This is a genomic window from Pimelobacter simplex, from assembly GCF_024662235.1.
Lineage (GTDB): Bacteria > Actinomycetota > Actinomycetes > Propionibacteriales > Nocardioidaceae > Nocardioides.
In genome coordinates this window covers 3708798-3720617 of sequence record NZ_CP096276.1, presented here as the reverse complement: position 1 = coordinate 3720617, position 11820 = coordinate 3708798, and the positions used below count along the sequence as shown (strand labels likewise).

Annotated in this window: 13 protein-coding genes; 7 read left to right on the top strand and 6 right to left on the bottom strand. The window is 74.0% G+C overall.

The window, feature by feature from the left end:
* Window position 1 precedes the first annotated feature (1 nt).
* A complete protein-coding gene (locus M0M48_RS18360) occupies window positions 2-280 on the top strand; it encodes a MoaD/ThiS family protein (protein WP_215814506.1) in 279 nt (92 codons plus the stop codon).
* 9 nt (window positions 281-289) lie between these two features.
* Here M0M48_RS18360 and M0M48_RS18355 read toward each other — a convergent pair whose 3' ends face one another.
* Window positions 290-1147, bottom strand: a complete 858-nt coding sequence (locus M0M48_RS18355) for a helix-turn-helix transcriptional regulator (protein ID WP_257752223.1) — start codon at window positions 1145-1147, stop codon at window positions 290-292.
* 112 nt (window positions 1148-1259) lie between these two features.
* Between M0M48_RS18355 and M0M48_RS18350 the strand changes: the two genes are divergently transcribed.
* Genes M0M48_RS18350 through M0M48_RS18330 form a run of 5 tightly spaced genes read left to right on the top strand, consistent with a single transcriptional unit; the run spans window position 1260 to window position 5962 of the window.
* A complete protein-coding gene (locus M0M48_RS18350) occupies window positions 1260-2354 on the top strand; it encodes an ABC transporter substrate-binding protein (RefSeq protein WP_215814508.1) in 1095 nt (364 codons plus the stop codon).
* The gene (locus M0M48_RS18345; protein WP_257752222.1) at window positions 2351-3175 is read left to right on the top strand and encodes a siderophore-interacting protein; all 825 of its coding nucleotides are present in this window, start codon (window positions 2351-2353) and stop codon (window positions 3173-3175) included. The genes M0M48_RS18350 and M0M48_RS18345 overlap by 4 nt, the downstream gene beginning before the upstream one ends.
* Complete coding sequence (locus M0M48_RS18340) at window positions 3172-4167, top strand: FecCD family ABC transporter permease (protein ID WP_257752221.1); 996 nt, start codon at window positions 3172-3174, stop codon at window positions 4165-4167. The genes M0M48_RS18345 and M0M48_RS18340 overlap by 4 nt, the downstream gene beginning before the upstream one ends.
* Complete coding sequence (locus tag M0M48_RS18335) at window positions 4164-5192, top strand: FecCD family ABC transporter permease (protein ID WP_257752220.1); 1029 nt, start codon at window positions 4164-4166, stop codon at window positions 5190-5192. Before M0M48_RS18340 ends, M0M48_RS18335 begins: the two co-directional genes overlap by 4 nt.
* On the top strand, window positions 5189-5962 hold the full coding sequence (locus M0M48_RS18330) for an ABC transporter ATP-binding protein (RefSeq protein ID WP_257752219.1): 774 nt from the start codon (window positions 5189-5191) through the stop codon (window positions 5960-5962). The genes M0M48_RS18335 and M0M48_RS18330 overlap by 4 nt, the downstream gene beginning before the upstream one ends.
* Here the strand turns inward: M0M48_RS18330 and M0M48_RS18325 are convergent.
* The 4 genes from M0M48_RS18325 to M0M48_RS18310 form a co-directional block, all read right to left on the bottom strand.
* Entirely contained in the window at window positions 5928-7172 is a 1245-nt protein-coding gene (locus tag M0M48_RS18325; protein WP_257752218.1) for an RNA polymerase sigma factor, read from the bottom strand. The two genes, M0M48_RS18330 and M0M48_RS18325, sit on opposite strands and share 35 nt — an antisense overlap.
* A 12-nt stretch (window positions 7173-7184) precedes the next feature.
* Complete coding sequence (locus tag M0M48_RS18320) at window positions 7185-7550, bottom strand: YciI family protein (protein ID WP_257752217.1); 366 nt, start codon at window positions 7548-7550, stop codon at window positions 7185-7187.
* 84 nt (window positions 7551-7634) lie between these two features.
* Window positions 7635-8870, bottom strand: coding sequence for a hypothetical protein (locus M0M48_RS18315; protein ID WP_257752216.1), 1236 nt, complete (start codon window positions 8868-8870; stop codon window positions 7635-7637).
* Window positions 8871-8896: 26 nt separating this feature from the next.
* On the bottom strand, window positions 8897-10504 hold the full coding sequence (locus tag M0M48_RS18310) for an AMP-binding protein (protein WP_257752215.1): 1608 nt from the start codon (window positions 10502-10504) through the stop codon (window positions 8897-8899).
* A 73-nt stretch (window positions 10505-10577) separates the two neighbouring features.
* On the opposite strand from M0M48_RS18310, the gene M0M48_RS18305 reads away from it, so the two are divergent.
* On the top strand, window positions 10578-11048 hold the full coding sequence (locus M0M48_RS18305) for an OsmC family protein (protein ID WP_257752214.1): 471 nt from the start codon (window positions 10578-10580) through the stop codon (window positions 11046-11048).
* An 11-nt stretch (window positions 11049-11059) separates the two neighbouring features.
* Here M0M48_RS18305 and M0M48_RS18300 read toward each other — a convergent pair whose 3' ends face one another.
* On the bottom strand, window positions 11060-11740 hold the full coding sequence (locus tag M0M48_RS18300) for a hypothetical protein (RefSeq protein ID WP_257752213.1): 681 nt from the start codon (window positions 11738-11740) through the stop codon (window positions 11060-11062).
* Window positions 11741-11820 lie beyond the last annotated feature (80 nt).

Sequence of the window (11820 nt, the reverse complement as noted above, 5' to 3'; positions counted from 1 at the left end):
CATGAGCGTCCGCGTCCGGATCCCCACCATCCTCCGCACCTACACCGGTGGCGACTCCGAGGTCAGCGCCGAGGGCGCCACCCTCGCCGAGGTGCTCGACAACCTCGACGCGACCTTCGCGGGCATCAAGGGCCGGATCCTCGACGAGGACGGCAAGCTGCGCCGCTTCGTCAACGTCTACGTCAACAACGACGACGTGCGCTTCGAGCAGGACCTGGCCACCCCGACGCCCGACGGCGCCGAGGTCTCGGTCATCCCCGCCGTCGCCGGCGGCTGCTGAACCTGCGGCTCAGCTGGCCTGAGCGTCGACCGCCCGGTGCGCATGGCGCCCGGGCGGTTCGCCGTACTCACGGGTGAACGCGGCGACGTACGACGACGCGGTCGCGTAGCCCACGCGGTGGGCGGTCTCGGTGACCGACCACCGGCTCAGCATCGCGCGGGAGGCCTGGAGCCGGGTCCGCGTGCGCCAGGTCGAGAACGACAGGCCGTAGACCCGCTCGAACTCGCGCTGCAGCGTCTTGGGGCTCACGTGCAGCCGCTCGGCCCAGCCGGGCAGGCTGGTCCGGTCCGCGGGGTCCAGGGCCAGCGCCCGGGCCACCGCTCCGGCGGGGCCGAGCTCGGCCGAGCCGTAGCCGATCGGGTCGGCGGGGGAGGCGGCGAGCGCGGTGAGCAGGACGCCGCGCGCGGCGAGTCCGGCCCGCTCGTCGGTGCCGGGGCGCACCAGCCGGGTGACCGCCTCGACCGCGGCGGGCGACATCGTCAGCACGGTCGCCTCGTGCCGGACCAGCTCGTCGGGTGCGCGTCGCACGCACAGGCGCACGACGGTCTGCACCTCCAGCGCGGTCACCTCGGCGACCACGCCCTGGCGCACCCACACCGCACTGGTCGGTCCGGCGAAGGCGGCGGTACCGCCGCGGCCGACCGCGAGGACGCCGTCCGGCGACCAGTAGACCTGGTGCACGAAGTCGTTGCGCGACTCGGGGAAGTCGGTGACCACGCCGCCCGTGGGCGGGTAGCGCAGCGCGAGGATGCCGTCGGGCGGGCCCAGCCCGTAGGGGAACTCCTCGACCACCGCGCCGCCGGCCTGGGTCGCGGTGACCGCGGGGCCGGGTCGCGCGGCGGCGGGTTCCTGTCCTCTGCGCGTCATCATCTGACTCCTTCGCGACACCGGCACGTCCGTTGGTAAGGCTAGCCTCACTTGGTCGGATGCGCTGTCTCGGGTGACCTCGCGCGCCGATTCCCCGACGTGAAGGACGATCATGCAGCTCAACCTCCGGCCGGCTCGCGCCCTCGCCGCCCTGTCCGCCACCGCCCTGATCGGGGCGACGTTCGCGGCGTGCGGCAGCGAGGACGACGGCAAGGCGGACAAGGGGAAGGCGAACGCCGCCGCGTGCGAGCCCGCCACCCCGGCACTGCCCGCCGCCGCGCCCGTCGCGGCGTTCGACCCGGCGTCGAAGACCCGCTCGTTCGAGGCCGACAACGGCACCGTCGAGATCCCGACCGACCCGCAGCGCATCGTCGCCACCGGGTACGCCGTCCCGGTGCTCCTCGAGGCCGACGCCGACGTCGTGGGCATCTCCGAGTGGGGCCGTGGCACCGCGCTGATGACCGAGGACGACCTGGCCGACTACCAGGCCCTCAAGAAGGTCGCCGGCGAGACCGCCGCGAGCACCGACTACGAGGCGATCGCCAACCTGAAGCCGGACCTGATCATGCTCGGCGTCCCGCTGCCCGTGCTGGGCGACGTCGATCTCAAGCGGCTCGAGTCGATCGCGCCGGTCGTCGTGCTCGGCCCGGACCGCCCCGACGGCTGGAAGAACCTCTCCGCGCGCCAGGCCGACGCGGCCGGTGTCGTCGACTACTACGAGGCCGCCAAGGCGTCGTACGACGCGAAGGCGGCGGCGCTCACCGAGAAGTACGCCGACGTCCTCGACGGGCACTGCTTCGGTCACGTCGGCGCCTACGGCGACGTGAGCGCGGGCAACTTCAACCGCGAGTACGCCGGCGCCTGGGGCACCAACATCGCCACCGACGTGGGCGCGACCTACTACGGCGGTCCGGCCGAGCCGGGCAAGGGCTCCGCGGCGTTCTCGGAGTACCCCTCGATCGAGGAGCTCCCGCAGAGCCTGGCCGACGCCGACGTGATCACCTACACGGTCGACGACGACGGCAAGCCCTCGGAATCGGTGCAGTACGTCCTCGACCACGACCTGTGGAAGACCCTGCCGGCCGTGCGCGACGGCGCCGTGATCCCGCTGCGCTACACCGAGGCGGCGACGTACCCGACCGCCGAGCGCGCGCTCGACGAGATCGACCGGGCGTTCGCCGAGGCCTTCGCGGACGAGCTGAAGTGATCGGCCAGCGCGACCGGCCGGCCGAGCGCGTCGCCGAGCACCACGGCACCGGGCGGGGGATGCAGCGGATCGGCTACCCGATCGGCATCTGCCGGACCACCGTCGCCCGGCGCGAGCTGGTCACGCCGCGGATGCTGCGGCTCACCCTGACCGGTGACGAGCTCGCGGGCTTCCACAGCTACGTGGCCGACGACCACGTCAAGATCGTCTTCCCCCACGCGGACGGCACCCGGACCGACCCGGTGCCCAACGACCGGCAGCTGCTCGACTGGCCCAAGCCGCTCCCGCCCACGCGGACCTACACGATCCGTCGCGTCGACCTCGCCGCGCGCGAGGTCGACCTCGACGTCGTGCTCCATGCCGGCGGTCTGGCCGGTGACTGGGCCGAGGCCGTCGCGATCGGCGACCCGGCGGTGATCGCCGGGCCTCCGGGGGCCAAGGCGTTCGCGCACACCCACCGGCACTACGTCCTCGTCGTCGACGTGACCGGCCTGCCGGCCGTCGCGCGCTGGCTGGACGAGGCCGACTGGCTGGAGGCGGCCGGGGCGACCGCGCACGTGCTCGTCGAGCACGACCACGCGGACGAGACCGGGTACCCGCTGCAGGAGCGCGCCGGCGTCGAGGTGCGCTGGCTCTCGCGGGCCCAGGGGTCGCAGCTCGGTGCGCAGGTGCGGGCGCTCGACGTACCTGACGACACGTTCGTGTTCGGCGCGGGCGAGGCCGAGGACCTCAAGGAGGTCCGCCGCTGGGTGGCCGAGCGGGAGCTGCCGGCCAGCATCACCGGCTACTGGAAGCGCGGGGTCGCGGGGTTGGACGATTGACCCTGCGTCACCCCGGCCCCCTGGTCGCGCTCGTCGCGCTGGGTGCGGCCCTCTTCGGGGCCGTCGTGTGGAGCCTCTCGATCGGCAAGGGCGACCTGCCGTCCGGATCGGTGCTCCCCGCGCTCTTCCGGTACGACGACCACGACGCCGCGCACATCATCGTGCGCCAGGTCCGGCTGCCCCGGACCCTGCTGGCGATCCTGGTCGGCGCCGCCCTGGCCCTGGCCGGGGCGCTCGTCCAGGCGCTGACCCGCAACCCGCTGGCCGAGCCGGGGGTCCTGGGCGTCACTTTCGGTGCGTCCTTCGCCGTCGTGGTGGCGACCGCGCTCGGCGTGGCCGCCGGCCAGGGCGCGCAGATGGTCGTCGCCACGCTCGGCGCGGCGCTCGCCACGGCCGTCGTGTACGCCGTCGGGCGGGCCGATCCGCTGCGCCTGCTCCTGGCGGGGACGGCGTTCAGCGCCCTCGTCGCCAGCCTCTCGCTCGGCATCCGGCTGCTCGATCCCGACGCCTTCGACGACCACCGGTTCTGGGCGGTCGGCTCGCTCGCCGGGCGCGACCAGCAGCCGCTGACGCTGCCGACGATCGTGGTCCTCGTCGCCGTCGTGGTGGCGCTCGTTCTCGTTCGGCCGCTGTCCGCGCTGGAGATGGGCGACGACGTCGCGCACGGGCTCGGCGTCCGGGTCGGGGCGACCCGGACCGGCGTCCTGGTCGTGGCGACGGTGCTCGCCGGCGTCGCGACCGCGATCGCCGGCCCCATCGCCTTCGCCGGCCTGATCGTGCCCCACCTGGTCCGCCGGTTCGCGCGCGGCTCGGTCGGCTGGCTCATCGTGCTCTCGCTCGCGGGCGGGCCGGTGCTCCTCGTCGCCGCCGACACCATCGGCCGCCTGGTGCTGCCGGTCGGGGACGCCCCGGTCGCGATCGTGACCGGCGTGCTCGGCGGTCCGCTGCTGGCGTGGGTGGTCCGCCGCCAGGGCGCGGAGGCGGCGTCGTGACCCTGACCTTCCTGCGCCCGGAGCGGCGTACCGTCCTCGCCGTGGTGCTGGTCGCCGTCGCCACGCTCGCGGTCTCGCTCGTCGCGCTCTGCTACGGCGACGGCTGGGCGCGGCCCGGCGCGGTCGTCGACGGCCTGCGCGGTCAGGGCCCGCTCGCCGGGCGAGTCCTGGAGTGGCGGATGCCGCGGGTGACCGCGGCCGTCGTCTTCGGGCTCGCGCTCGGCCTGGCCGGCGCGCTCTTCCAGAACCTGACCCGCAACCCGCTCGGCGCCCCCGACGTCATCGGCCTCGACCAGGGCGCCTACACCGGCGTCCTGCTCGTCCTCACCGTCGCCGGAGGCGCGCACTTCGCCGCGGCGGCCGACAACGGCGGCGGCTTCGCGCTCGGCCTGGCCGGTGCCGCCCTGGCCGGAGGCCTGCTCGCGGCGGGCGTCGTGGCGCTGCTCGCGATGGGCAGCGGCTACACCGGCTACCGGCTGATCGTCATCGGCATCGCGGTCAACGCCGTGCTCACCGCGGCCAACTCGTGGCTCATCCTGCGCGCCGACCTGGAGGTCGCGATGGCGGCCGCGAGCTGGTCGGCCGGCAACCTCAATGGCACCGACTGGTCGGACCTGGTCGTGCCGGTGGCGGGCATCGCCATCCTCGCCGCGGGTGCGGGCTTCCTGGCCCGGCCGGTCCAGCAGCTCGCGCTCGGCGACGACGTCGCGGTGACGACGGGGATCCGCCTCGGCCGGCTGCGCCTGATGATCGCCACCGTCGGCGTGGGCTGCACCGCGATCGTCGCCGCGACCGCGGGCCCCATCGTCTTCGTCGCGCTGATGGCGCCCCAGATCGGCCGCCGCCTGGCCGGTACGGCGGGCATCGCGCTGCTGCCCTCGGCGCTCACCGGCGCCCTGCTGCTCGCCACGGCCGACCTGCTCGCCCAGGTCGTCGCGCCCGTGCAGCTCCCGGTCGGCGTGGTCACCGGCGCCATCGGTGGCGTCTACCTGTTGTGGTTGCTGTTCAAGGAGGTCGGACGATGAGCCGGTTGCGGACCGAGGGCCTGCGCCTCGGGTACGGCGAGCGCACGGTGGTCGAGCACCTCGACCTCACCGTGCCCGACGGCGTCTTCACGGCGATCGTCGGCCCCAACGCCTGCGGCAAGTCGACGCTGCTGCGCTCGCTGGTGCGGCTGCTCAAGCCCGAGGCGGGCAGCGTCGTCCTCGACGGCCGGACGATCGCGACCTGGCGGCCCAAGGCGGTCGCCCGTGAGCTGGGCTTCCTGCCCCAGGGGACGACGACGCCCGACGGCATCCGCGTGGTCGGCCTGGTCCGGCGCGGACGCTACGCCCGACAGCCCGCGATCGGCACCTGGACCCGCGCCGACGACGCCGCCGTCGCCGCCGCGCTGGACGCCGCCGGCGTCGCGGACCTGGCCGACCGCCGGGTCTCCGCCCTCTCCGGCGGGCAGCGGCAGCGCGTCTGGATCGCGATGGTGCTCGCCCAGGAGACGCCCTACCTGCTGCTCGACGAGCCGACGACCTTCCTCGACATCGCCCACCAGTACGAGCTCCTGCGGATCCTGCGCCGGCTCGTCGACGACGGCCGCACGGTGGTCGCCGTGCTGCACGACCTCAACCAGGCCTGCCGGTTCGCCGACCACGTCGTCGCGATGCGCGACGGCGCCGTCGTGGCGACCGGGGCTCCGGCCGAGGTCGTCGACGCGGCGCTCGTCGAGCGGGTCTTCGGGCTGGCGTGCGCGGTGCTGCCCGACCCGATCACCGGGACGCCGATGGTGGTCCCGCACGCGTGACCTCGCGCCGGACCCGCAGGTGCGCGGACTCGGCCTCGTTGCGGCACAGCGCGAGCGCGGTGTCGAAGGCGACCCGGGCCTCCTCCGCGCGGCCGAGCCGGACCAGCAGCTCGGCCCGCACCGCGGGCAGGCGATGCCCGGGCAGCGCCACCCCGGTGAGCGCGGCGAGCCCGGCCTCGGGGCCGTCCCGCTCGGCCAGGGCCACCGCTCGGTTGAGGCGCACGACCGGGGAGTCGCGCAGGGCCAGCAGCTCGTCGTACCGGTGGACGACGCGGTCCCACCGCGTGTCCGCCGAGGTCGGCGCGATCGCGTGCTCGGCGGCCACCAGCGCCTGCAGCAGGTACGGCGCCGGGGGAGCGCCGACCAGCGGGCGGAGCAGGTCGAGCGCCTCCAGCGCCTCGTCGTGGTGCCAGCGACGCCGGTCCTGGTCGGGGAGCAGCACGAGCCGCCCGTCGACCACGCGGGCGTCGCGCCGCGCGTGCTGGAGCACCATGAGCGCGAGCAGCGCGTCGAGCTCGGTGGTGCCCGCCCCCGGCGGCAGCACCGCCCGCAGCACCCGCACGAGCCGTACCGCCTCGCCCGCGACGTCCGCGCGCAGCACGTCCGCCCCCGACCCGGGCGCGTAGCCGCTGGTGAACGCCAGGTAGGCGACATCGGCCACCACGTCGACCCGCGCGGCCAGCTCGTCCGGCGGCGGTACGGCGAACCGCGCCCCCGCGAGCTTGCGCCGGGCCCGGGTCAGGCGCGCCGCCATGGTCGGCGTCGGCACCAGGAACAGCCGGGCGACGTCCTCGGTCGGCACACCGAGGACCAGCCGCAGCGTCAGCGCCGCGGCCGCCTCGCGGGACAGGTCGGGGTGCGCGCAGAGCAGCACCAGGCGCAGCCGTTCGTCCGTCACGGACTCTCCTCGCGGCGGCGCCGCGAGCACCCGCTGCGCGTGCTGCTGCACCGCGGCCTCGACCTCCAGCAGCGGCACCTTGTCCGCCGCGACCACCTCGTGGCGCAGCGCATCGGTGATCCGGCGACGGGCCGCGGTGAGCAGCCAGCCGGCCGGGTTGGCCGGAACCCCGGCCTCCGGCCAGGTCCGGGCCGCCGCCTCGAACGCATCGGCCAACCCGTCCTCGGCCAGGTCCACCCGGCGGCACCACGCGACGAGCAGGGCCAGCAACCGGCCCCACTCCTCGCGCAGCACGCGCTCGAGCGGCTCCATCCGGCCCGCGTGCTACCCGTCGTGCGCGACGGTCGCGCGCACCTCGACGCCGTCCTCGAGCGAGGCCAGCACCCCGCACACCTCGAGCAGGTCGTCGAGGTCGTCGCTCTCGACGACGTAGAACCCGCCGACCTGCTCGACGGACTCGAGGTACGGACCGTCGGTCACCGTGATCGCGGCACCGTCCGCCGCGGCCTTCCGGACCACCTTGGCGGTCCGCGAGTGCGCGAGCTCGGCCCCGCCGGTCACCTGGTGGCCGCGCTCCTCGAGCAGGCGGCTGAACTCGTCGTGGCGGGCGTACATCGCCGCCCGCTCCTCTGCGCTGGCGTCCTCCCAGGTGCGCTCGTCTCCGGTCAGCAGGACGACGTACGTGGTCATGGCATCTCCTCAGGGGTGGTGGGTGAGTCTGTCACCCCGATGACGGGCGAGCCACGGGCCTTTCGACAACCCGGCGGAGATTTCTCAGTCGAGGTCGTGCCACTCGTACGTCGAGACGCGCACGCCGACGGTGTCCGTCCGGCCGGCGCGGTGCGGGTCCCCGGTGACGCCGAGGCTCGACCACAGGAGGCGGAACCGCACGGTGCCGTCCGGGTGGATGAGCCGGGGCGGGATCGAGAGGATCATGGAGCGCTTGTTGAGCGCCGCGAAGAGGTCGATATTGCGGACCCGGCCGTCCGGGGTGACGATCTCGGCGTCGGGGTCCTGCGGCCACTGCCAGCGGCCGCGGACGACCACGAAGACCTGAGTGCCCGCGACGCGGTCGCGCGGGACGCGCACCCGGTGGGCCGTGCGGACCAGCGGCTCGCGCCGCCAGTCGGTGTTGAGCGCCCGGTAGTGGAGGCTGCCGTTCGCGATGCGGACCCGGGCGTTGCGCTGGGTCAGGGTCGTGGTGCGGGTGGCGTTCGCCTTGCGGGTGACGGTGCGTTCGCCGAAGCCGCGGTAGCCGGCCGACAGGCGGAACGGCGCCGACAGCGGACCAGGCACGCGCTGCCGGTCGTCACCGACGACCAGGCGCAGCCGGTAGGTGCCGGGATGCGACTCGCCGGCGGCTCCACCGGTCTGGGGGCTGCCCCGTCCGTTCCACCGCAGCAAGGGGTCGCGCGGGTCGACGGGCCACGGCCCGAAGTCCGCGGTGTCGCCGAGCATCTCGAAGGCGACATTGCCCCACGCGAGGATCGTCGGGTCGAGCCCGTGCCGGAACGTGGCTTCGTGCACCACGCCGGGATAGTGGTCGTTCGGGTAGAACACCGCGGCGTCAGGGCGCGGCGCGGTGAGCGGCGGCGCGGTGCTGACATAGATCTTCGTGGTCTTGGTGGTGGGCGCCCTGCCGGTGTCCGTAGCGGTCACCGCGAACGTGTAGGTGCCCGCCGCCAGCGGTCCGCCCGCCGTCGTCGAGTTCACGGGGAGCAGGGCGCCGTACGGGCCGTGAGCACGGTTGATCTGCTCGGTGGTGAGATCGGCCTCGGCGACCGCCCCGTCCTGGCCGTCCTTGGTGAGGACCCAGCGCGCCGCGCCTGCGGCGGTCAGGACGCTGACGGTGGCCGACTCCCAGAACCCGTCACCGTTCTCGTTGAGCAGCGGGTCGTCGCTGGTGACCGTGAGTGCGGTCGGCTCCAGCGCCAGCGCCGCCGCGGGCACGCCTCCGAGGACGGAGACGCCGAGCGCGGCAGCGCACAGCAGGGTGAGGATTCGGCGCAAGGCTCCCCCGAACAGGTGGTGGCTGGTCAGCCCAGCAGCTCTGCCGCGAGCGCGGCGCTGGCAGGGTAGTCCACCTTGCTGACGGGGGTCCGGGGGACCTCGTCGATGAAGAGCACCGTCTTGGGCACCTTGTAGTTGGAGATCAGCGCCCGGCAGTGGTCGCGTACGTCGTCCTCGCTGAGCGTCACGCCGTCGCGGCGCTGCACCAGCGCGGTGACCTGCTGGCCCCAGCGCTCGTGCGGCGTACCGACGACGACGGCGTCGAAGACGTCGTCGTGGCGCAGCAGGACCGCCTCGACCTCCTCGGGGTGCACCTTCTCGCCGCCGGTGTTGATGCACACCGAGCCGCGGCCGAGCACGGTGACCGAGCCGTCCTCCTCGCGGCGGGCGAAGTCGCCGGGGATCGCCCAGCGCACGCCGTCGATCTCCTTGAAGGTCGCGGCGGTCTTGACCGGGTCCTTGTAGTAGCCGAGGGGGACGGGGCCGGAGCGGCCGAGCATGCCGTCGACGCCGACCGGGCAGGGCTTGAGGTCGGCGTCGAAGACCTCGACCTGGTCGGTGACGGTGAACCGGGGGGCCGCGGATCCGCCCTCGGAGCCGTCGTCGATGCGGGAGCCGGTGGCGCCGGACTCGGAGGCGCCGTACGAGTCGAGGATGAAGCGGCCGGGGAGGGCCTGGCGGATCTCCTCGCGCACGCCGTCGGACAGGGGAGCGGCGCCGTTGGAGACGGCGGCGAGGCTGGAGAGGTCCCAGCGGTCGGGCTCGGCGAGGATCGCCTCGGCGACGGGACGGCCCATGGCGTCGCCGAGGAACGTCATCGAGACGACCTTGGCCTTCTCGACCAGGTCGAGGATCTTGACGGGGTCGAAGTGCGGCTCGGTGAAGAGCGCGACGGTCTGGCCGGCGACGTGGCCGTTGCCGAGGATCCACTGGCTGCCGCCGTGCATCATCGGGCCGCAGGCGAGCAGCACCATCGGGTTCTCCACGGCCTGGGCCTCGGTGACGAGCTGGTCGATCGAGTCGAGCGGGGCGCCGTAGCGGGCCGCGTTGAGGGCGGCGCGGATCAGGTCCTCGTTGCGCCACACGACGCCCTTGGGGTTGCCGGTCGTGCCGCCGGTGTAGAGGACGTAGTGGTCATCGGCGGAGCGGCCGTTGGCGGGCCGCTCGGTCGACGCGGCGGCCAGCGCGGCGTCGTACTCGGGGCCGAGGACGACGGTCTGCCGCAGCGTCGCGAGGTCCAGCTCGGCCAGCGCGTCGACGTGCTCGGGCGCGACGATCGCGGCCACGCAGTCGGCGTTGTCGTAGAGGTACGCCAGCTCGTCGCGCAGGTACTTGTAGTTGATGTTGATCGGCACCGCGCGGGCCTTGAGGCACCCGTAGAGCGCGTCGACCCACTCGATCCGGTTGGTGGAGTGGACGGCGACGTGCTCGCCCGGCTGGATGCCCAGCCCGATGAGGTGGTTGGCGAGGCGGGTGGCGCGCTCGTCGATCTCGGCGAAGGTCCAGGCCCGGTCGCCGGTGTGGACGGCGATCCGGTCGGGCACGCCGTCCGCCATCGCCTCGAGCACGTCGGCGAGGTTGAGGGGGCGGGCGTCGGGCGTCGTGGGGGCGGTGGCCGGTGTGGTGGGGGTCACAGGGAGAAGAGTGCCAAACTAGAACAAGTTCTCGCCAGGGTTCGTCCCACTCGATTTCGACCATGATGGTCGCGTGACCGACCACCACTACGCACTCGACCTCGTCTGGCAGGGCAACCGCGGCAGCGGGACCACCGGCTACCGCGACTACGACCGCACCGTGCTCCTCACCGCCGCCGGCAAGCCGGACCTGCTCGGCTCGGCCGACCCGACCTTCCGCGGCGACGCCGCCCGCTGGAACCCCGAGGAGCTCCTCCTCGCCGCGCTCGCCCAGTGCCACCTGTTGTCGTACCTGCACTCCGCGGTCAACCACGGCGTCGTCGTCACCGCGTACGACGACAGCCCGGTCGGGACCATGTCCCAGGTCGGCCAGGGCGGCCGGTTCACGTCGGTCACCCTGCACCCGCGGGTCACCGTCGCCGACGCCGCGATGGTCGACACGGCGCGGGCGATTCACGCCGAGGCCAGCGCGAACTGCTTCATCGCGGCGTCGGTGAACTTCCCGGTCGCGCACGAGCCGGTGGTCGAGGTCGCCGGCTCGTAGGGGCAGGAGCCTCAGGCCCGGCCGAGGCTGCGCGCGACGCCGTCGAGCACCGAGCGGGTCTGGCCGGCGTCGGTCGTGGTCGTCGTGATCTGGACGATCCGGCCGCCGGTGGAGACGAACAGCGCCGAGCCCTGGTTGGCCGGGGTCGCCATGTTCAGGGTGTAGGAGACCGCCCGGCCGGTCCCGATCGGCGTGCGGACGTCGCGGACGCCGCTGACCGCGCCCACCTGGGACATCGCGGACTCCAGCTCGGCGCTCGACGGCAGCGTGCTCGTCTGCGCGGCGACGACCACGTTGAGGCTGCCGGAGAAGCCGATGGCGTACACGTCGAGACTCTTGATCATCGCGCGGAAGTCCTCGGTCGACATCCCGGCCTGCGCGGCGATGTCGGCGATCTGGTCGCCCTCGGCGACGTAGTCGACCTGACCTGCCCCGAGCACCGACCAGCCCGCCGGCAGCGTGAACCGGATGCCGGACTGATCCGCGACCACGACGGTGCGCCGGGCCTTCTTGCGCTTCTTGGGCTTGGCCGGCTTGGCGCCCTCGCCCGGCTCGTTGCCGGCCGCCTCGGGGCCGAGGGGCGAGGACACGGTCGGGATACGGATCTTGTCCGCATCCGCGACGGGCTCGGCGGAGCAGCCGGCGAGGAGTGCGGCACCGGCCACGAGCGCGATCAGGTGACGCAGCAGCATGGGCCGCATCGTAGGACCGCGTCCGCGCCGTCGTCCGGCGTTTGACGCGGCGCCACGATCCGTTCAGGAGGATCTGGTTC